At 72.3% G+C, this 19,951-nt stretch carries 20 protein-coding genes and 3 tRNA genes; 12 read left to right on the forward strand and 11 right to left on the reverse strand.

What is annotated here, in order from left to right:
- The first annotated feature begins 39 nt into the window (after positions 1 to 39).
- The 6 genes from AB0F38_RS00825 (at position 40) to AB0F38_RS00850 (ending at position 5,882) form a co-directional block, all read left to right on the forward strand.
- Positions 40 to 1,170, forward strand: coding sequence for an ROK family transcriptional regulator (locus tag AB0F38_RS00825; protein WP_361884758.1), 1,131 nt, complete (start codon positions 40 to 42; stop codon positions 1,168 to 1,170).
- A gap of 174 nt (positions 1,171 to 1,344) precedes the next feature.
- Positions 1,345 to 2,298, forward strand: a complete 954-nt coding sequence (locus tag AB0F38_RS00830; protein WP_361884760.1) for a hypothetical protein — start codon at positions 1,345 to 1,347, stop codon at positions 2,296 to 2,298.
- Between the two features lie 182 nt (positions 2,299 to 2,480).
- Complete coding sequence (locus tag AB0F38_RS00835; protein ID WP_361884762.1) at positions 2,481 to 3,275, forward strand: HAD-IIA family hydrolase; 795 nt, start codon at positions 2,481 to 2,483, stop codon at positions 3,273 to 3,275.
- A gap of 82 nt (positions 3,276 to 3,357) precedes the next feature.
- A complete protein-coding gene (locus tag AB0F38_RS00840; RefSeq protein ID WP_361884764.1) occupies positions 3,358 to 3,924 on the forward strand; it encodes a hypothetical protein in 567 nt (188 codons plus the stop codon).
- A gap of 1 nt (position 3,925) precedes the next feature.
- Positions 3,926 to 4,600 (forward strand): class F sortase, encoded by a 675-nt coding sequence (locus AB0F38_RS00845; RefSeq protein WP_361884766.1) that lies wholly within the window; start codon positions 3,926 to 3,928, stop codon positions 4,598 to 4,600.
- A 268-nt stretch (positions 4,601 to 4,868) separates the two neighbouring features.
- Positions 4,869 to 5,882: a glycoside hydrolase family 6 protein gene (locus AB0F38_RS00850; RefSeq protein ID WP_361884768.1), complete on the forward strand. Its 1,014-nt coding sequence runs from the start codon at positions 4,869 to 4,871 to the stop codon at positions 5,880 to 5,882.
- 94 nt (positions 5,883 to 5,976) lie between these two features.
- On the opposite strand, the gene AB0F38_RS00855 is transcribed toward AB0F38_RS00850, so the two are convergent.
- Positions 5,977 to 6,050 (reverse strand) — tRNA-Lys (locus AB0F38_RS00855).
- A 157-nt stretch (positions 6,051 to 6,207) separates the two neighbouring features.
- On the opposite strand from AB0F38_RS00855, the gene AB0F38_RS00860 reads away from it, so the two are divergent.
- The 3 genes from AB0F38_RS00860 to AB0F38_RS00870 all read left to right on the forward strand — a co-directional run bounded on the left by AB0F38_RS00860 (position 6,208) and on the right by AB0F38_RS00870 (position 9,893).
- Positions 6,208 to 7,482 (forward strand): peptidoglycan-binding protein, encoded by a 1,275-nt coding sequence (locus AB0F38_RS00860; protein ID WP_361884770.1) that lies wholly within the window; start codon positions 6,208 to 6,210, stop codon positions 7,480 to 7,482.
- Between the two features lie 37 nt (positions 7,483 to 7,519).
- Positions 7,520 to 9,142 (forward strand): SPFH domain-containing protein, encoded by a 1,623-nt coding sequence (locus tag AB0F38_RS00865; RefSeq protein ID WP_361884772.1) that lies wholly within the window; start codon positions 7,520 to 7,522, stop codon positions 9,140 to 9,142.
- A 160-nt stretch (positions 9,143 to 9,302) separates the two neighbouring features.
- Positions 9,303 to 9,893 carry a lytic polysaccharide monooxygenase gene (locus AB0F38_RS00870; protein WP_361884774.1) on the forward strand — a complete coding sequence of 197 codons (591 nt, stop codon included), beginning with the start codon at positions 9,303 to 9,305 and terminating at the stop codon, positions 9,891 to 9,893.
- Between the two features lie 76 nt (positions 9,894 to 9,969).
- Here the strand turns inward: AB0F38_RS00870 and AB0F38_RS00875 are convergent.
- From AB0F38_RS00875 to ehuB, 6 genes are all read right to left on the reverse strand, one after another.
- Positions 9,970 to 10,043, reverse strand: a tRNA-Lys gene (locus AB0F38_RS00875).
- Positions 10,044 to 10,111: 68 nt separating this feature from the next.
- Positions 10,112 to 10,870, reverse strand: coding sequence for an IclR family transcriptional regulator C-terminal domain-containing protein (locus AB0F38_RS00880; protein ID WP_361884776.1), 759 nt, complete (start codon positions 10,868 to 10,870; stop codon positions 10,112 to 10,114).
- A gap of 166 nt (positions 10,871 to 11,036) precedes the next feature.
- On the reverse strand, positions 11,037 to 11,849 hold the full coding sequence (gene ehuA / locus AB0F38_RS00885) for an ectoine/hydroxyectoine ABC transporter ATP-binding protein EhuA (protein WP_361886689.1): 813 nt from the start codon (positions 11,847 to 11,849) through the stop codon (positions 11,037 to 11,039).
- 10 nt (positions 11,850 to 11,859) lie between these two features.
- A complete protein-coding gene (gene ehuD / locus AB0F38_RS00890) occupies positions 11,860 to 12,501 on the reverse strand; it encodes an ectoine/hydroxyectoine ABC transporter permease subunit EhuD (protein WP_361884778.1) in 642 nt (213 codons plus the stop codon).
- Positions 12,498 to 13,232, reverse strand: coding sequence for an ectoine/hydroxyectoine ABC transporter permease subunit EhuC (ehuC, locus tag AB0F38_RS00895; protein ID WP_361884780.1), 735 nt, complete (start codon positions 13,230 to 13,232; stop codon positions 12,498 to 12,500). The genes ehuD and ehuC overlap by 4 nt, the downstream gene beginning before the upstream one ends.
- A gap of 18 nt (positions 13,233 to 13,250) precedes the next feature.
- Complete coding sequence (ehuB, locus tag AB0F38_RS00900) at positions 13,251 to 14,153, reverse strand: ectoine/hydroxyectoine ABC transporter substrate-binding protein EhuB (protein WP_361884782.1); 903 nt, start codon at positions 14,151 to 14,153, stop codon at positions 13,251 to 13,253.
- A 716-nt stretch (positions 14,154 to 14,869) separates the two neighbouring features.
- On the opposite strand from ehuB, the gene AB0F38_RS00905 reads away from it, so the two are divergent.
- Both AB0F38_RS00905 and AB0F38_RS00910 read left to right on the forward strand, forming a co-directional pair.
- Positions 14,870 to 15,634, forward strand: coding sequence for a decarboxylase (locus tag AB0F38_RS00905; RefSeq protein ID WP_361884784.1), 765 nt, complete (start codon positions 14,870 to 14,872; stop codon positions 15,632 to 15,634).
- A 90-nt stretch (positions 15,635 to 15,724) separates the two neighbouring features.
- A complete protein-coding gene (locus AB0F38_RS00910; protein ID WP_361884786.1) occupies positions 15,725 to 16,825 on the forward strand; it encodes an LLM class flavin-dependent oxidoreductase in 1,101 nt (366 codons plus the stop codon).
- 5 nt (positions 16,826 to 16,830) lie between these two features.
- Here the strand turns inward: AB0F38_RS00910 and AB0F38_RS00915 are convergent, their stop codons facing one another.
- Entirely contained in the window at positions 16,831 to 17,058 is a 228-nt protein-coding gene (locus AB0F38_RS00915; protein WP_361884788.1) for a hypothetical protein, read from the reverse strand.
- 185 nt (positions 17,059 to 17,243) lie between these two features.
- On the opposite strand from AB0F38_RS00915, the gene AB0F38_RS00920 reads away from it, so the two are divergent.
- On the forward strand, positions 17,244 to 18,485 hold the full coding sequence (locus tag AB0F38_RS00920) for a M6 family metalloprotease domain-containing protein (protein ID WP_361884790.1): 1,242 nt from the start codon (positions 17,244 to 17,246) through the stop codon (positions 18,483 to 18,485).
- Positions 18,486 to 18,543: 58 nt separating this feature from the next.
- Here the strand turns inward: AB0F38_RS00920 and AB0F38_RS00925 are convergent.
- The 3 genes from AB0F38_RS00925 to AB0F38_RS00935 all read right to left on the reverse strand — a co-directional run bounded on the left by AB0F38_RS00925 (position 18,544) and on the right by AB0F38_RS00935 (position 19,860).
- Positions 18,544 to 18,617, reverse strand: a tRNA-Lys gene (locus tag AB0F38_RS00925).
- The gene (locus AB0F38_RS00930) at positions 18,608 to 19,309 is read right to left on the reverse strand and encodes a bifunctional DNA primase/polymerase (RefSeq protein ID WP_361884792.1); all 702 of its coding nucleotides are present in this window, start codon (positions 19,307 to 19,309) and stop codon (positions 18,608 to 18,610) included. The genes AB0F38_RS00925 and AB0F38_RS00930 overlap by 10 nt, the downstream gene beginning before the upstream one ends.
- 209 nt (positions 19,310 to 19,518) lie before the next feature.
- Complete coding sequence (locus AB0F38_RS00935; protein WP_361884794.1) at positions 19,519 to 19,860, reverse strand: hypothetical protein; 342 nt, start codon at positions 19,858 to 19,860, stop codon at positions 19,519 to 19,521.
- Between the last annotated feature and the right edge of the window lie 91 nt (positions 19,861 to 19,951).

Raw genomic sequence — 19,951 nt, forward strand, 5'->3', positions numbered from 1 at the left:
CGCTGTTGCCAAAGTGCAAGCGAGAGGGACAATGGTGTGGTGAACAGGAGCAACAGCAGGAGCGGCGGCGGGGCGAACCTGCCCGCCCTGCGCCACCACAACGCCTCGCTCGTGCTCGACCTGCTCCGCGCGGCCGGTGAGCAGGGGATCAGCCGGCTGGAGCTCGCCGAGCGCACCGGACTCACCCCGCAGGCCGTCAGCAAGATCACCGCCCGGCTCCGGGCCGAGGGCCTCGCCGCCGAGGCCGGCCGGCTCGCCTCCACCGGCGGCAAGCCCCGCACGGTGCTGCGCCTGGTCCCGGGCGCCGGATACGCGGTGGGCCTCCACCTGGACCGCGACGAGCTGACCGCCGTCCTGGCCGACCTCGCCGGCACCCCGGTCGCGACCCAGACCGCCCCGCTCGACCTCGGAGCCCCGGCCGCCGAGGTCGTCGCGACGGCGGCCCGTGCGGTGCAGACGCTACGGGCAGCCGCCCCCCGGACCGAGGACCACCGGGTCTTCGGCGTGGGTGTCGCCCTGCCCGGCCCCCTGGACCACCGCAGCGGGGTGCTCCACCGGGTCACCGGCTTCCCGCAGTGGGACGGCTACCCGCTGCGGGACACCCTCACCGAGGCCACCGGGCTGCCCGTCGTCGTCGACAAGGACACCAACGCCGCCGCCCTCGGCCTCGCCCTGCGCGCAGGCGACGAGGCCGACTTCGCGTACCTGCACCTGGGCACCGGCCTCGGCGCCGGGCTCGTCCTCGGCGGGGCGCTGCACCGCGGAGCCCGTACGGGCGCCGGAGAGTTCGGCCACCAGACCCTCCAGCTCGACGGCCCCCCGTGCGGCTGCGGCGGGCGTGGCTGCATCGAGGCGCTCTGCCTGGCCGCCGCCGCCCGCGGCGACATCGCGGAGGCGGCCAGGGTCCTCGGGGCGGGCGCCGCCAACCTGGTGGGGCTGCTGGACATCGAACGGGTGGTCCTCGGCGGCCGTACGGTCGCCGCCGACGAGGACGCGTACGTCAGCGGGGTGCGCGCGGTGATCGAGGAGCGGGCCCGCCGGGACGGCACCGGCGACCCCGTGCCGGTCGGCGTCGCGGGCGGCGGCGACCGCCCCGTCGCCGAGGGGGCCGCCCAGCTGGTCCTGGCACCGGTCTTCGGCCGGGCGGGCGAGGGCGGTGAACCGGACTGAGCGGGGCCGGGCCCGCCCGGACGGCACCGGCCGCGGCCGTTCGGGCGGACTTCCGCGCCCGAACGGGCGGAGTTCCCCGCCGGTGGTGGCATCCTCCCTGCCCCCGTGGCAGCGTCGTGCGCGGCATCCGGCACCCCCGGCCGGTCGTTCGCGAGCAGCGAAGGATGTCCCTCCATGCCCCCCAAACCCCCGGCACGACCACGCGACGGCCGTGCCTTCTCCACCCTCGGGACGTTCGGGCTGGCGGCCGGATTCGCCGTACCCGCCGTCCTCCTGGGCGGCGCCCAGGCCAGTGCCGCACCGCAGGCCCCCGCCTCCGCCGTCGGCGCCCGGCAGCCCGTCTGCGGCGATCTCGACGCCGAGGACTTCCCGATCGAGACCCGGATCCACGGCGGCCCGGACACGTACGCCTCCGGCGGCGGCTACGGCACCTGGTACCTCGACCTGGCCAACACCACGTCCGAGACGTGCCGCGCCATCCATCCCGTACTGGTGCTGACCGACCGGGACCGCACGCTCACGCCCTCCCAGATCCAGCTGGAGTTCTCCGACCGGTCCGAGCCCGGCACCCAGCACCGGGTGACCTGGGAGACCACCGAACGGCACGAGAAGATCGGTGTGTTCGGCAGTGGCGAGGACGACGACTTCCCCGGCTTCACCGTGCCGGCGGGGCGCATGGTCACCGTCCAGGTCCGGATGGCCTTCACCTCGGACACCGAACCCGGCCCGGTCACGGCCAACGCGGCCATCGTCCAGCGGCTGTCGGAGGCGGCGAAGCGCGGAGGCGACGGGGACTGGGTCGGGGAGTCGGCCGACTACAGCTTCGCCGTCGTCGAGGGGGACATCGACGGCGGCACCGACGTGGAGCCGGGCACCGGGACGGACGAGGACGAGGAGCCGGGCACCGGCACGCAGGACGACGTGGCGTCCGGCACCGGCACGGACGACGGGGAGACCGGCACCGGCGAGGACACCCCCCTCCGCGACGCGGCGGGCAACCCCCTTCCCGAGCTGGCCCGCACCGGACAGGACCGCACCGCCGAGGCCGGGCTCACGGCCGGCGCGCTCCTGCTGGGCGGAGTGGCGGCGCTGGCCGGGGCCCGCAGGATCCGCCGGGTGCGCGACTGAGCTGCCCCGGGGCGCCCTCGTGCCGACTGCCGAGGATGTCCGGTGAAGATCAGCCGCCGGTCACCGGGCGGTTCCGTCCGGCTGGGCGGGCAGCCTAAAATCGGGGCGTCGGCGCTGCACAGCGCGGTGCCGCCGGCGTCCGGCACCCCGAGTGCACAGTGCGTACGGCAGGAGCCCGTCACATGGCAGAGCGCAAGCCGATCGAATCCTGGCTGACCGACATGGACGGGGTCCTCATCCACGAAGGCACCCCGATCCCCGGGGCCGACGCCTTCATCAAGCGGCTGCGGGACTCCGGTCTGCCGTTCCTGGTCCTCACCAACAACTCCATCTACACCGCCCGGGACCTGCACGCACGCCTGAAGCGCATGGGTCTGGACGTGCCCGTGGAGAACATCTGGACCTCCGCCCTGGCCACCGCCCAGTTCCTGGACGACCAGCGGCCGCGCGGCACGGCGTACGTCATCGGCGAGGCCGGGCTCACCACCGCCCTGCACGACATCGGCTACGTCCTCACCGACCACGAGCCCGACTACGTGGTCCTCGGCGAGACGCGCACGTACAGCTTCGAGGCGCTCACCAAGGCGATCCGGCTGATCAACGGCGGCGCCCGCTTCATCTGCACCAACCCGGACGAGACCGGCCCGTCCGCCGAGGGCCCGCTGCCCGCCACCGGCTCCGTCGCCGCGCTGATCACCAAGGCCACCGGCAAGTCCCCGTACTTCGCGGGCAAGCCCAACCCTCTGATGATGCGGACCGGGCTGAACGCCATCGGGGCACACTCCGAGACCTCCGCCATGATCGGCGACCGGATGGACACGGACGTGCTCGCCGGTCTGGAGGCCGGTATGCAGACGTTCCTCGTCCTCACCGGCCTCACCACGACCGCCGACATGGACCGCTACCCGTTCCGGCCGTCCACGGTCGTCGACTCGATCGCCGACCTGGTCGACCTCGTGGACCTGCCCGTGGAGTAGGGCCTCGCGGTCCTCACCCGAACGGCCGTCAGCGCGTGCGGCGCGTCCCCCGGCGCGTGAACCTTCCCTCAGGAGGTTTACGATGCGTTCACTGTCCCTCACTTTCTGTGCCGCAGCGGCGGCCGCGACCATAGCCCTTCCCGTGCCCGCCGCACTGGCCGATTCCGAATCCGACACGAAGGGCTCGGGATCGGTCTCGGTCAGCCCGTCCCGTGTCTCCCCGGGCGGGGAGGTGGAGCTCCGGGTCGACGTCTGCGGCAAGGGCAGGTCGGCCCGGGGGAACTCCGAAGCCTTCGTCTCCGAAGCGCACTTCACCCCCGCCCACGGCAAGGGCCTCCGCGCCGAGGCCCGGATCCGCTCCGACGCCGCACCCGACGACTACGAGGTCTGGGTGACCTGCAAGGACGGTCACGGCCGGGCCACCGGCACGGTCACCGTCGTTCATCACAGCCGCCCCTCGCCCGTCGCCCCCGTCCGGGCCGGCGGCGGTGGCACCGCCACCCTCGCCGCCGACCGGGCCGCCACCGCCTCCCCGGAACAGAGCGGCCCCGGCGCCGAGCACGCGGTGATCGGCCTGTCCCTGGGTGCCGTCGCGGCCGCCGCCTTCGCGCTCCGCGGTGCGCGCCGCCGCCGCTCGGCACTGGACTGACATGCCGGCCCCGGACCGTCCGGCCGGAACCGGACGGTTGCTGACCGGAGTCGCCTGGGCCGTCCTGCTGCTGGGACTGTGGCTGTGGGGCCGCGAGGCCACCGGCGGCAACTCCGCTCCGACGACCGGTGACGTCGCGGCGGTGGGCCGCCCTCTGGGCGAGCCGCTGCCCCCGGCGCACCACCCGCTCGACGGGGCCGCGCCGGAGCGCGTCGAGATCTCCTCGGTCGGGATCGAGGCACCGGTCGTCCCGCGCGGCCTGGACCCCGACGGGGCGATCGAGCCGCCGCCGTACGCGAAGCCGGGAACCGTCGGCTGGTACGGCAGCGGCACCGAGCCCGGCACGGAGGGCGCCGCCCTCTTCGTCGGCCACGTCGACACGGAGACGAAGCCGGCCGTGTTCTACGGGCTCAGCGCGGCACAGCCCGGCGAGAAGGTCCGGGTGAGCCGGTCCGACGGATCGGTCGCCGAATTCACCATCGACGACGTCCAGGTCTTCACCCGGGAACGCTTCGACGCGCAGAAGGCGTACGGGCCCCGGAAGGACGGGCGGGCGGAGCTCCGGCTCATCACCTGCGGCGGTACGTACGACCACGACTCCCGGGCGTACACGGCGAACGTGGTCGTCTCCGCGTACCTCACGGGCGAGCGGGGCGGCGGGAGGAACGCCGCTTGACACCTGGCCCGGCCGGAGGTCCGCTCCCCCTCGGAGCCGCCGGCCGGGCCGGTCCTCTACCGCGGTGCACGGGCTGCGGGAGTAGCCCGGCACGGCACGGGAGGTCGGATGGTCCGTCCTGACACGAAGGCACACTCTAGGGCGGACCACCGGTGCGGCCCAGAGAGATTTTGGCAAGATGTCCGGATCCGGGCGGAACGGTCCCTCGCCCGGACCGCTGTGCCAGGATGGATTCCGGCCGACGGTGGGTCGGTGCGAGGGGGAGTGGATGTACGGCAGTCACACCGGGTCCTTGACGTGTGCGGTGGCCGGAATCGGGGCGGCTCTGCTCCTGTCCGGGTGCTCCTCGTCCGACGGCGGCGGGGAGCGGGGCGCCTCGGCCGCGATCGGCCAGCAGCCCAAGCGCGGCGACCCGTACTGGGTCAACCCCGACGGGAACGCGGCCAGGCAGGTCGCCGCCTACGCGCGCGAGGGCGAGAAGGCCAACGCCGACCTGATCCGGAAGATCGCCGAGCAGCCGGTGGGCGAATGGATCGGACCGGACGATCCGCGGGGCGTCACGCGGGGCCTCACCGAGACGGCCGAGGCCGCCGACCGGGACGCGCTGCTGGTCCTGTACAACATCCCGCACCGGGACTGCGGCCAGTTCTCCAAGGGCGGGGCCGCGGACGGCGACGCGTACCGGAACTGGCTGGAGAGTGTCGCCCAGGGCATCGGTGACCGCCGCGCCACGGTGATCCTCGAACCGGACGCGCTGCTGCACCTGGTGGACGGATGCACGCCCCAGCAGTTCCACGAGGAGCGCTACGACCTGCTGAAGAGCGCGGTCCAGCGGCTGAAGCGGCAGCCGAACGCCACGGTGTACATGGACGCGGGCAACGCGGGCTGGCAGACACCCGACGCGCTGTTCGAGCCGTTGCAGCGGGCGGGCATCGCCGAGGCGGACGGCTTCGCGGTCAACGTGTCCAACTTCGAGACGACCGCGGCCAGCACCGACTTCGGCAAACGCCTGTCGGCGAAGGTGGGCGGCAAGCCCTTCGTGATCGACACGAGCCGCAACGGCAACGGCCCCTACGACGGGGGCGACCCCGCGGAGAGCTGGTGCAACCCGCCGGGGCGGGCGCTCGGCGAACGGCCGACGACGGACACGGGCGAGGCGCTGGTGGACGCGTACCTGTGGATCAAGCGGCCGGGGGAGTCCGACGGCGACTGCAAGGGCGGGCCGAAGGCCGGGGCCTGGTATCCGGAGTACGCGCTGGATCTGGCCCGCGCCACGACGTAGCCGCACCGCCCCGGCAGGGCCCGGTGCGGCCCAGGACCGCCGGTGTACACGAGCAAGGCCCCCTCACGCTCGGTGAGGGGGCCTTGCTGTTGCGTGCGCCGTCAGGGACTCGAACCCCGGACCCGCTGATTAAGAGTCAGCTGCTCTAACCAACTGAGCTAACGGCGCCTGCTGACCTGGAGAACTTTACCCGATGGGCGGGGATGCTCCCGACCAATTCTCCCCGGGCCCGGCCTGTCGGATGGTCGTTTTGTCCCTTTAGTCCGTCACCATGAGGTATGACGGGAAAGTTGAGATACGGAAGATCTGCCGAGTGAGGAGCCGCATGACTGTGCCGGTCTTCGAGGAGTACGAGCCCGCCGCCGACTGCGGCTGCGCGGGCTGCGCCCACCAGCGGCGCACGGCCGCCGCGCTGCCCGTCCGGTACGGAGGACACCCGGCCGCGCACGGTGCGCGGCGGGCACTGGTGCTGGTCACCGCGGCGGGCATGGTCCTGTCCTGCGGGGCGGCGGAGGCCGCCGCGGCCGCGGCCGGCCGGGGTGCCCGGGCGGACACGGCGGCCGACCCGCAGCCGACCCACCCGCAGGGCGCGGTGGGGCCCCTGAACGGCGGCGCGGCCTCGGGGCCGCCGGCCGCCCCGGGCACGGCACCGCGCACGACGACCCGGGCCGACATCATCGACCGCGCCAAGAAATGGGTGTCCGCGAAGGTCCCCTACAGCATGGCGGCGTACTGGTCGGACGGGTACCGGCAGGACTGCTCCGGCTACGTGTCGATGGCGTGGAACCTCGGCAGCAACGAGTGGACCGGCAGTCTCGCCGCGTACGGGACCAAGATCGCACGGGCGGATCTGCAGCCCGGCGACATGCTGCTCTTCCACAACCCGGCCGACCCGACGGTGGGGTCGCACGTGACGCTCTTCGGCGGCTGGACCGACCACACGCACAGTCACTACCTCGCCTACGAGCAGACCCGCCCGAACACACGCGCGGCGACGACGCCCATGGCGTACTGGAGCGACTCGTCCAAGTACGTGGCGTACCGCTACAACGGCCTCGCCGGCGGTACGGGCGGCAGCGAGCCGGCCACCGTGTTCCCGGGAGCGGGGACCTTCGGTCCCGGTGCGGACAACGCCTACGTGACCCGGCTCGGGAAGCTGCTCATCGCCCAGGGCGGCAAGCGCTTCTACGCGACGGGCGCGGGGCCGCGCTGGACCGATGCGGACAGGCGTGCGACCCAGGCCTTCCAGCTGGCCCAGGGGTGGAGGGGCGAGGAAGCGGACGGCATCCCCGGCCCCGACACCTGGAGTCTGCTGCTCAAGGGCACCGGGCGGAAGATCCCCGCCGCCGGCCCGGGTCCGGCCCCGGCCTACCCGGGGAGGGGCGTCTTCCAGCCGGGGCAGTCCAACAGCCATGTCCAAAGGCTCGGTGCCCAGTTGGTGAAGAAGGGATACGGCAAGCACTACAGGGCGGGCCCCGGCCCGCGGTGGACCGAGGCCGACCGCCGCAATGTCGAAGCCTTCCAGCAGGCCCAGGGCTGGCGCGGACGCGCGGCCGACGGATACCCGGGGCCGGAGACGTGGCGCCGGCTCTTCGCATGACGGCTGTGGTGACGGAACGGACATGACGGAGGCGGGAATGCGATCCACGGAGAACCAGCGGGACGAGTGGGAAGAGCGTGACGAGAGGCGCGAGCAGCGCGGGCGGGACGCGTGGGGTGCCGGGCCGGGCGGTGCGGGTGACACACCGCTCCCGGTCGAGACGCCGCCGCTGCCCACGCTCTCGGCGGAGTCGGAGTCGGGGCCGGAGCCGGGCGCGTGGTCCGGTGCCGCCGCAGGTCGCGTCGACCTCGGGAAGGTGCCTGCGCCGGAGGCGGACGCCACGTCGGGCGTGGGCGGTGGCGTGGACGCGGATGCCTACGCGGGCGCGCATGACCTGGTGCGGATGTCCGGGGCGGCGGACGCGGACGATCCGGTGGACCTGCGCCTCGACCTGGACCTCGACGTGGTGGACGCGGTGGCCGCCGTGGGCCGGAGGACCGGCGCCCTGGTGGACCCGGTGGACCTGAGCGCCGGGCCGTCGGACGGCGAGGCGCGTGCCGCGGTCACCGTCTCGGTGGGCGCGCAGGACCCGGTCGCGTGGTGGGGGACCGGGCGCCGACGGCCCGTCATCGCCAGCGAGACCACCGCTCCCATTCCCGTACACCTGCTCTTCCGCGACGAGGACCGCGGCGACGGTCACGGGCACGGCAACCGGTCCGCCGGTCCGGGCGCCCCGGAGCGGCGGACCGCCGTCCGGCGGCCACCCATGCCCCGGTCGCCCCGGGTGCGGCCGCCCACCCGGCCCGCGCCCGTCGCCGATCCCCGGCTCACCGAGCGGCCCGGACCCGTCCTGCCCGGATGGGCCGCCCTGCTCACCGCGGTGGCCGCGACCGCCGCCGGGCTCGCCGTGCTGGGATGGCACGGAGCCCTGCCCGCCGCCGTGACCGAGGGGCTCGGGACCGGCCCGCGCCCGTACGACGGCCTCGGCGTCCAGGCCTGGGCGCCGCTCGCGCTCCTGGCGGTCGTGGTGCTCTTCGCGCTCGGCGGCATCGGGCGCGGGCGGGTCGGCTACGCCTCGGTGCTCACGCTCTTCGGCGACTACCGGGGCAGTGTCCGGCGCACCGGCCTGCTCTGGGTCTCGCCGCTCCTGCTGCGCCGGCGCGTGGACGTACGGCTGCGGCACTGGCGCAGCGAGCCGCTGCCCGCCGTGGACGCGAGCGGCACCGCCCTGCGTGTCGTCGTCCTCGTCGTCTGGCGGGTCAAGGACACCGTGCGGGCCACGCTCGGCGTCGCGGACCACGAGCGGTATCTGCGCGACCAGGTGGAGGCGGCACTGGCGCGGGTGCTCTCGCAGCTGCCCGCCGACGCCTTCCACGAGGACACCCACACCCTGCGCGACGCCGAGACCGTCGGCGACGCGCTGACCCGGATGCTGAAGGCGGACTGCGCGCCGGCCGGGGTCGAGGTCTACTCCGCGCAGCCGACCGCGATCGAGTACGCCCCGGAGATCGCGGCGGCGATGCAGCGGTGCCGGGTGGCGGCCATCGACGCCAAGCACCGGGACGGCGTTCTGACCGCCGTGGTCGACGCGGTCGACGACACCATCAGCCGGCTGACCGCGCGCGGCATCGTCGAGCTCGACGACTACGAGCACAAGGCCCTGGTCAGGGACCTGACCGTGGCCTTCTACACCGGCCGCAGCGGTGGGGAAGGGGCCTGAGGGCCCTTCGGGGGCGGAGAGGCGGCGGGCCGAAACCGTTCCCCCATTGGTCTGGACATGTCCATGCCGCGTCAATAATCTGGGACTTGGTCTAGACCGCACAACCTGCGCGCAGCAGAGCCCCCGGAACATCCCCCACGTCTTCTAGGAGCGACACACCATGCGGAAAAGGGCAAGCGCGGCCGTCATCGGCCTCGCGATAGCGGGCGTCTCCATGTTCGCGACCGGCAGTGCCAGCAGCCACGGCTACACGGATTCCCCCATCAGCCGGCAGAAGCTCTGTGCCAACGGCACCGTTACCGGCTGCGGCAACATCCAGTGGGAGCCGCAGAGCGTCGAGGGGCCCAAGGGCTTCCCGGCGGCAGGACCGGCGGACGGCAAGATCTGTGCCGGCGGGAACGGCCAGTTCGCCCAGCTCGACGATCCCCGCGGCGGCAACTGGCCCGCCACCAAGGTCACCGGCGGGCAGGGCTACAGCTTCCGCTGGCAGTTCACCGCACGCCACTCCACGTCCGACTTCCGGTACTACATCACCAAGAACGGATGGAACTCCACGCAGCCGCTCACCCGGGCCGCCCTCGAGTCCCAGCCGTTCATGACGGTGCCGTACGGCAATCAGCAGCCCCCGGCGACGCTGACCCACCAGGGCACCATCCCCACCCAGAAGACCGGCAAGCACATCATCCTGGCCGTCTGGAACGTCGCGGACACCGCCAACGCGTTCTACGCGTGCTCCGACGTCCAGTTCTGAGGCGTAGCCGGGTCACCGGCAGGACATAGCGCAGTGGGCGGCCCCCGTATCACGGAAACCGCCCACTGCGTTGTCGTGCGCCGTCAGGGACTCGAACCCCGGACCCGCTGATTAAGAGTCAGCTGCTCTAACCAACTGAGCTAACGGCGCCTGCTGACTCGAAAATAATACCCGGTCCTCAGGGGTGCTGATGACACGTGCCCGCACCGGGCCTGGACTCAGAGCGCCAGCGACAGGAGCACGGGCGCCGCCCGCCGGTTCAGCGTCGCCGCCGCGGCCCGCAGCCGGTGCGCGTCCTCGATCGGCAGGGACAGGGCCAGGCAGCCCGCGGACGAGCCCGCCGTCAGGGGGACCGCGGCGCACACCGTGCCCACCGCGTACTCCTGCAGGTCGAGCACCGGGACCGTCGCCGGCTGGCTGTCCAGCTTCGAGAACAGCACCTTCTCGCTCGTGATCGTCCGCGACGTGAGCCGTGCCGTCCGGTGCCGGGAGAGATGGTCGCGCCGCCCGTTCCGGTCGAGCTGCGTCAGCAGGCACTTGCCCATCGCGCTGGCGTGCGCCGCCGACCGGAAGTCCACCCATTCGTTGACCGCGGGCGTACGGGGCCCGTCGGCCATCTGGGTGACCCGGATCTCCCCGTCGACGTACCGGCTGACATAGACCGCCGCGCCGACCGAGTCGCGCAGCTGCGTCAGCGTCTGCTGGAGCTTCGCCTCCAGGGCCTGCCTGCGGGCCGCGCCGGAGCCGAGCTCCAGGAGCGACGCCCCGAGGACGTACGCGCCGTCGGCGACCTGCTCGACGTACCCCTCGCGGCGCAGTGTCAACAGCAGGGAGGAGAGGTGTCCGAGCGGCAGTGCCGTCTCGCGGGACAGCTGCGCCTCGGTCACGCCGCTGCCGTGCGTGGACACCGACTCGAGGACGCGCAGGGCGTACTGCACCGAGTGGAACGACGCCTTCGGCTCGGGCTTCAACGCCACGGTTTCCCCCTACCAGGTTGTGACCGGCGGCTTTCGACCCACGATAGCGGCCACGAGGCCGATGAGAAGAGGCTGTTGGCGAGTTCATGAATACGCCCCGACCCCACGGACAGGGGCGCATTCGACTGGCATATGCCTGTGTCACGATCGGACGGCAAGGGTGAGGTCACAGCACCGCGTCGAGGAATTCGCGTGTGCGTTCGTGGTCGGGATCGGAGAAGATCTTTTCCGGCGTACCGGACTCCACCACCCGGCCCGCGTCGAACATGAGTACCGTCTCGGACACGTCCCGGGCGAAGTTCATCTCGTGCGTCACGCAGAGCATCGTGATGTCGGTGCTCCGGGCGATGTCGCGGAGCAGGTCCAGCACGCCCGCCACCAGCTCCGGGTCCAGCGCGGACGTCACCTCGTCGAGCAGGAGGATCTCCGGCCGCATCGCCAGCGCGCGGGCGATGGCGACCCGCTGCTGCTGGCCTCCGGAGAGCTGGGAGGGATGCGCGTCGACCTTGCCGGAGAGCCCGACCATGTCGAGCAGGCCGAGGGCGCGGGCCTCCGCCTCCTCGCGGTCCAGGCCCAGCACGTTCACCGGCGCCTCGGTGATGTTCTGGAGCACCTTCATGTTGGGGAAGAGATTGAACTGCTGGAAGACCATCCCGATCTTCCTCCGGGACTCACGCAGCTGTTTCTCGCCCGCCGGCTTCAGCGAGCCGTCCGGTGTCCGTACGTGCGACAGCGGCGAGCCGTCCACCCAGATCACCCCCTCGCTGACCTTCTCCAGCGTCATCAGCAGCCGCAGGATGGTGGTCTTGCCGGAGCCGCTCGGCCCGATCAGCGTGACGTGCTCGCCGCGCCGCACGGTGAAGTCCAGTCCGTCCAGGACCACATGGTCGCCGTACCGCTTGACGACCCGGTCGAAGCGGACCAGCGGCTCCACACCGGCCGTCCCGGTGGCCGCCGTCGTGTCCGCGGGTTCCTTCAGGGGGGCAGAGTCAGTGGCCAAGGCGCTTCTCCAGCTTTCTCATCAGCAGTGACGTGGGGTAGCTCGCGACCAGGAAGATCAGTCCCGCGAGCGTGAACGCCTCGGTGTACGCGAAGTGGTCGGCCCCGTACTTCCGGGCCTCGAAGACCATCTCCTGCACCGTGATCACAGCGAGGAAGGGGGTCTCCTTGAACATCGAGATCGCGTAGTTGCCGAGGGCGGGCAGTACGTTGCGCACCGCCTGCGGCAGGATCACGGCCTGCCAGGTCCGCCGGGGCGACAGCGAGAGGGCCCGGCAGGCCTCCCACTGGCCCTCGGGCACACCGTCGATCCCGGCCCGGTACACCTCGGAGGTGTACGTGGCGTAATGGATGCCCAGCACCACGATGCCGATGGTCAGCGGCTCCACGGAGGTGAAGAGGGCCGCCGCGCCGACGAGCTGGACCAGCAGCGGGGTGGAGCGGATGAACTCCATCACCGCCTTCACGGGCACGGTCACGAAACGGGACGGCGCCCGCCCGGCCACCGCGATGACCAGCCCGAGCACCGCCGCGACGAGCGTGCCGAGCACGGTCGCGAGGAGGGTGACCCGGAACCCTTCGAGCAGCAGGGGAAGGGCTTCCCCGACGGCATCCAGGTCGAATGCGTTCACCGGGCACCTCCGGCGGTCGTGGCGGGTCGCGCACTGCGCGTCCTGAGCAGGCTCCCCGCGCCGGTGGGCAGTCCGAGCCGCCGCTTGGCGCTCCGCTCCAGCAGGTTCATCAGCAGGGTCAGGGCGTAGGCGAGGACGAAGTAGGCGGCCAGCAGCGTGAGGTACGCGGTGAGGGTCTCACCGGTGCGGTCGCGGATCTGCTGGATCACGGTCATCAGATCGGCCGCGGAGATCAGCCACAGCAGGGGCGTGCACTTCAGCAGCTGGATCAGCAGGTTGGTGAAGGAGGGGATCATCTGCACCCAGGCCTGCGGCAGGATCACCTTCCGCATCCGGTGGAAGGGACTCATGTTCAGCGCCACGGCCGCCTCGTACTGGGCGCGCGGTACGGAGTTGATCGCGCCGCGCACGATCTCGGACCCGTACGCGCCGTAGTTCAGGCCGAAGGCGACGACCCCGCAGAGCACCGGCGTCAGTTCGTACCCGGTGAGCTGCGGCATCGCGTAGTAGAGCCAGAACAGCTGGATGTAGAGCGAGGTGCCGCGGAAGAACTCCACGACGGTCCGGGAGACCCCGCGCACCAGGAGCAGCCTGCTGCCCGCCATCAGACCGAGGGCGAAGGACAGCAGCAGGGCGAGCAGGGAGCCCAGGACGGTGGCCTGGAGCGTCACCCACAACCCCGCTCCCACCTGCGGGAATTCATCGAGGAGTGTGGAGAGGAAGTCACTCATGCGGTGTCGTCCGCCCCGTCAGCCCTTGCACAGATCGGCGGTCTTCAGGGTGGCCGGCGGGATCTCGGTCGCGCCGAATCCGTACTCCTGGAGCAGGCCCACGTAGCGCGACCGGTCCGACACGATCTTCTTGAGCTCGCGGTTGAAGGAGTCCCGCAGGTCCTCGTTGCCCGTGCGGAAGACCGCGCCGCCCGGGGAGAACTGCTGCTTCCCGTCCAGCTCCGGCACGAAGGCCTCGGTGACCTCGGTGTCCGGGTTGGTCTTCGCGAGCCAGCGCAGCGAGATGCCGGTGAGCAGGAACGCGTCGATCCGGCCGCCCTTGACCGCGTCGGCGCCGTCCTGCGGCTTCTGCAGCGTCTTGATCTTCCCCTCGGGGATGCCCGCGCCCTCGGCGTACGAGCCCTCCACCGCACCGGACATCACACCGACGGTGACCCCGGCGGCCTTCGCGGAGGCCAGGTCGGTCAGCTTCCTCGGGTTGCCCTTCCGCACCATCAGCGCGGTGGGCGAGATGAACTCCGGCTCGGAGAAGATGGCGTTGGCACAGCGCTCGGGGGTGATGGCCATGCCCGCGCTGACCACGTCGTACTTCCCGGACTGCAGACCGGGGATCAGGCCGTCCCACTCCGAGAGGGTGGGCTTCAGCTCGTCGACGCCGAGCGCCTTGAAGATCTCCCGGTGCAGGGTGGGCGCCTCGCCCTTCAGCTCCTTGCCCTCCAGATAGCCGTATGGGGCCTCGTTGGCGTACGCGACCCGGACGAAGCCCTGCTCGCGGAGCTTGTCGAGGGCACCCTCACCGTTCGCCGCGCCGGCGTCGGTCTTGCTGCACGCGGAGAGCAGACCGGGAACGACGAGCAGTCCGCCCACGGCTGCCGATCGGTTGAGGAAACCCCGGCGGGACAGGTTCGGGAAGTCAGCCATGGTTCGCAATCTCCTGGAGGCGTCGGACAGTCCGGACAGGGTGAGCGCCTGCCCGATCCCGTACGTCTATGCAGGAAGCGCTGCCATGTAATCGAACGGTGGCCGGAGGGTGACCTTCCCGTGTCTCGTCGCGGGCGGCGGGAGTGCGGGGGGCGTGTTCCCGTGTGGCGCATGGCCGGTGACGATCCGTCATGTGAGGGCGGCCGGCGGCGTGTCCAGTGATCACACGTCACCACGCGGTATATCCACCACGTTGGGCGACGCCTCCCCGGCTGCCCGCTGCTCGTCCGTCGAAACGAACGGTTCGCCCGGGCGTGGGTGCGTCCCGCAGGGGGCTGTCCCGGCGCGGCGGTCCCTCCTGGAGGGACCGCATCGAGCACGGACCCGCGATCCAGTGCCTGCTCAGGGCTTCGGCCGGATCGTCCTCGACCACCACCGGCGCACCGGGCGGGCCCGCGTCCCGGGCCGCCCGGGCGGCGGCCCAGGCTCGGTGAGGGGTGGTGTCCAGGGCTAGGGGGACGGGTCCGGCCACGAGGACGTCCCGCGCTCGGACCCGGTCGCCCCGCCGCCGACACGCTACGGAGAACCGCAGGTCACACCCATTGCGGGCGACGATATGCGGGCATTGGAGGAATACTTGTCCCAGGCAGGGGCAGCGGTGACACGTCGCACGGGAAGCGACAGACGGGACATCCGGACGCGCAGGAAGGATGGACATGACGACCGTAGGACTTCTCTATCCGGGCCACGCCGCGGAGGACGACTTCCCGCGGATGGAGGTCATGCTCGACAGCGACATCAGACTGCCGCTGTTCCACACCGACATCGACGAGGACTCCCGCAGTGTCGAGGCCCTGCGCGCGGCGGGCACGCCCGAACGCCTGGCCGCCGGTGTCGAGGAGCTGCGCCTGGCGGGCGCCGAGTCGCTCGTCTGGGCCTGCACCGGCGGCAGCTTCGCCCACGGCTGGGAAGGGGCCCAGGAGCAGAACGCCGCCCTGGCCCGGACCGCGGGACTGCCCGCGTCCAGCACGTCCTTCGCCTTCACGCACGCGGTGCGCGAGCTGGGCGCCACCAGGGTCGCGGTCGCCGCCACATATCCCGAAGCCATCGCCGCGCTCTTCGCCGCGTTCCTGGAGGCCGCGGGCATCGAGGTGACCGCAACCCGGGGCAGCGGCATCATCACCGCCGCCGAAGCCGCCCGGTGCGGACCGGACCGCGTGAAGGAGCTGGCCGTGGCCGGGGACCATCCCGACGCGGAGGTCGTCCTGCTCCCGGACAACGCCCTGCACACCGCGGCGTACGTCCCCGAGCTGGAGGAACTCCTCGGCAAGCCGGTCCTCACCGCGAACCAGGTGGCGGTCTGGGAGGGGCTCCGGCTCACCGACCGACGGATCTGGGCGCCCACACTCGGCACGCTCTTCGCCACCCGTGAGCCCCCGCTCGGCGCCGCCGAGCCCCGGGGCATCGAGGTACGGGAGTAGGGGTGCGCAGCGGCAGACGGGAATAAGCGGAGCCATCCTCCTGTTCGTACTCCCCGGACACACAGACCCAGCACGGGAGAGGCCGGACACGTGGACGAGAACCGAGGCGACGAGATTCGCGGCACCGCAAGCGGGACGGCCTCCGTGCCCCTGTCCGTGCTCGATCTGGTGACCGTGGGCCAGGGCCGCACCGCGACCCAGGCCCTGCGCACCAGCGTGGACATCGCGAAGCTCGCCGAGAGCCGCGGCTTCCACCGCTTCTGGGTCGCCGAGCACCACTCGATGCCCGGTGTCGCCTCGTCCTCCCCCGCCGTCATCCTGGCCCATCTGGCAGCCCACACCGAGCGCATCAGGCTCGGCTCCGGCGGCGTGATGCTGCCGAACCACGCCCCGCTGGTGATCGCCGAGCAGTTCGGCACCCTGGAGGCGATGGCCCCCGGCCGGGTGGACCTCGGCCTCGGCCGTGCGCCCGGCACGGACGGTGCGACGGCGGCCGCGCTGCGCCGCACCGACCGGCTAGACGAAGGGGCCGACGATTTCCCGCAGCAGCTCGCCGAGCTGACCCGGTTCCTCGACGACGACTTCCCGGACGGCCACCCCTACGCCCGCATCCACGCCGTTCCCGGCCCGGTGCAGGCCACCTCTCCCGGGGGCGTCCAGTCGGCGGGCCGCCCGCCCGTCTGGCTGCTGGGCTCCTCCGGCTTCAGCGCCCGGCTGGCCGGCGTCCTGGGGCTGCCCTTCGCCTTCGCCCACCACTTCTCGGCCCAGAACACCGTGCCGGCGCTCGACCTCTACCGCGAGTCCTTCCGGCCGTCCGCCGTGCTCGACGCCCCGTACGCCCTGATCGGTGTCGCGGCTCTGGCCGCCGACGAGGAGCGCGAGGCCCGCCGCCAGGTGCTGACCGGCGCCCTGGCGATGGTCCGGCTCCGCACGGGCCGCCCGGGACTGGTGCCGAGCCCCGAGGAGGCGGAGTCGTACGAGTTCAGCCCCATGGAGCGCGAATTCGTCGACGGCTGGCTGGCCAACATCGTCCACGGCACGGCGGACGAGGTCCGCGGCGGCCTGGACGATCTGGCCAAGCGCACCGGCGCGGACGAGCTGATGATCACGGCCAACGCGCACGGCGGCGACGCCCGGCTGCGCTCGTACGAGCTGATCGCGGACGCGTACGGGCTGCCCCGGGCGGTCTGACCGCCTCAGCTCTCCGGCGGCGCGGTGGCGATCAGTCCGGCCGCGGTCGGCGGACCGGCGTCCCCGGGGTCGGCGCCGGGCAGCCCGCCGAGCGCGTGGTTCGCCCGGACGGGCTCGCCCCGGTGGCCGACGGCGGCCATGGGGTGGCGCGTCGGCCGTCCCGGCGTGCCCGCCGATTCCGCCCACCGCACACTCATGGCCCCCCGGGAGGCGGCGCGATCCTCTTCGTCCATGAATGATCACATTTGTGCTGACCTGTTCTGTTGTCTTTGCTGCGTGATCGATCGTTACTTTCCGTGAGCGGGCTGGTGAGGGTGCGCGCGACTCGCTGACCCGTGTGGGGCAGCACAACAGGGCGTACGGCACCGAACCGGCCCAGGGTGAGGGGGATGTCCCGCATTCGCCACCGGAGGTAGATGTGCCGCGTCAGCACGGACCCGGGGGAGCGGAGCGGCCGAGTCTGCGCAGTGTGGCGGCCGCTCTCACGTCCCTCCTGGCGCTCGCCGCCACCGGACTCGTCGCCGGGCCCGCCGTGGGAGCCTCCCGCGACGCCGGTCCGTGCGCCCTGCCCCGGACCGGGGCCCACCACTCGCTCGGCCTGGACAGCTGGAACGACGCCTACCCGCGCCCCGACCGCGGCCTCGACGCGGTCATGGTCTTCCTCTCGTTCCCGGACTCCGAGCCCGTCGTGTCACCCGAGGTGCTTGCCGCCGACTACTTCCCCTCGACCACCCGGTTCTTCCAGCGGGCCTCGTACGGGAAATTCACCCTGCGCGCCCACCCGCAGCAGCGGTGGACCCGGATGCCGCACCCGTCCACCTGGTACGGGATACAGCGCGACTGGGAGGCCGAGCGGCGCAGCGACTACCTCCGCGACGCGATCGAGGCCGCCGACGAGCGCACCGACTTCTCCGCGTACGACATCGTCTACCTCGTCGCCGACCCGGACGCGCCCGGAGTCGACTCCGACGCCACGAAGGTTGTCAACTTCGACCGGCCGCTGCGGGCCGACGGTGTGGACATCAAGCGCGTGGTCACCCTGTTCGAAGAGCACCCGCCGGACCGGAACGTCCTCGCACACGAGACCGGGCACGTCTTCGACCTGGCGGACCTCTACCACCGGCCGGCGGACGGCAAGGGCGACTGGGACACGTTCGTCGGGGACTGGGACGTCATGGGCAGCCAGTTCGGACTGGCGCCCGATCTGTTCGGCTGGCACAAGTGGAAGCTCGGCTGGCTGGGCCGGGACCAGGTCGTCTGCGTGCAGGGCGGCGCCGACCTCACCCTGGAACCCATGGCCGAGGTGCCCGTGCGCGGCGCGTCCCTCGGCACCCGGCTCGCGGTCGTCCGGACCGGCGCCGACAGCGCACTGGGCATCGAGGCCCGCAGCGCCACCGGCAACGACCGGTCGGCCTGCACCGAAGGCGTGCTGATCTACCACATCCGCAACGCGACACCGTCCGGCGGCGGCCCCGTCGAGGTGCTGGACACCCACCCCGACTCGGAGGCCTGCTGGGACCGGTCGGTCTACCCGCCCCTCGCGGACGCGCCCCTCCGCGAGGGCGAGCGCTACTCCGTGCCCGGCGTGCGCACCCGGATCGAGGTCGCCGACCGGACGCGGTCGGGTGCGTGGACCGTCCGGATCACCACCGGCACCTGATCCGCGGGGCGCACACGAAGAAGCCCCCTCGCTTCCGCGAGGGGGCTTCATCCGTCTGTGCGCCGTCAGGGACTCGAACCCCGGACCCGCTGATTAAGAGTCAGCTGCTCTAACCAACTGAGCTAACGGCGCCTGGTGACGTCGTAGACATTAGCACCCGGATCGGCCGGAGGAAAAATCGAATACCCGGTGGTCGAGGGGGCTGCCGACCTGCCCACCCGTACACAGGCCCACAGCAGCACGTCCGGGCCCGGCAGCCATGGGTCGCGCGTGTCGGGGGCGACCACCCAGCGGGGTCCGCCGGCGTTCGATCCACCGGCCAGCGGCGGGACGGTGACCGCGTCCCCCGAACCGTGACAGAGCAGCGGGGGCATGGAGGCCTGGTGGGTCCGGGGACGGCCGGCGGAACCCGTGCCCCACTCCTCCCAGGCCAGCAGGGAGGGCAGCCGCTGGGCGGTGCCGGGCGAGGCGAACAGCAGCATCCGGCCCCGGTGCGTGGCCACCGGGCCGGAACCCGGGCCCTCGGTCCAGAGCCGCTCCAGCATGCGTCGGCCGAACAGGGCGGGCACGTTGACCACGTCGAAGGAGGTGCCGCACGGCAGGACGCCCGGAGAGCCGGGGTGGGACTCCCACCGGGAGAGCGTACTGCGGGGGTAAGGCGTGGCTCCGGCCAGCCAGGCCGCTCCGGACGCGGTGACCTGGGCGGCCCGGTCGTCGGTCGTCCGGTTCTCGGTGCGGTCCCGCAGCAGGGCGAAGATGTCGACGCCGTGGTGCGGGGCGGCACCGGTGTGCAGGGTCGTTTCGTCTTTCAGCCATGCGCTCATGACGTCAGGTCTACCCGCAGTGACACTCCTGTTTCCGAGAGTTGCCGAAAGCCGGACACGACGGACCCCGAGGGGGTATCTTGCCCGACGGCATATGCCAGAGGCTGTACCCGCGGTGACGAAGCGCACGGTGGCGGAGCCGGCGGCCGAACGGCACGCGGCGGACCCGGCGGTGCGTCGGCCCGGCGTGCGGCAGGACCGCCGGGGCGTCAGGGCCCGGGGGAATCGAGCAGGGACCGGCCGAACTCGATCATCTTCTTGGCATAGTCCTCGGTCCACTCCGCTCGCTCCGCTATGTCCGCGGCCGTGAGCCGGTCGAACCGGCGCGGATCGGCGAGCTGCGCGGCGGCCACGGCCTGGAACTCCACGGCCCGGTCGGTCGCGGCCCGGAAGGCGAGCGTCAGCTCTGTCGCGCGCGCCAGCAGCTCCTCCGGGTCGTCCATCGACTCCAGGTCGAAGAAGTGCTCCGGATCGGCTGCCGCCTCCGACGGCTCGAAGAGCAGTGGTGCGGGGCGCAGCCTCTGCCGCTCGTTCCGCTCGGGGTGTGCCATGTGGTGTTCCTTCCTCGTACGGCCGGACGGCCACCTTCCATTGTCCAGCCCGGCGCAAGAGCGCTTCCCGTGAACAGGGCACGCGATGCGT

This window comes from Streptomyces sp. NPDC025273, assembly GCF_040638585.1.
Taxonomy (GTDB): Bacteria; Actinomycetota; Actinomycetes; order Streptomycetales; family Streptomycetaceae; genus Streptomyces; species Streptomyces cinereorectus.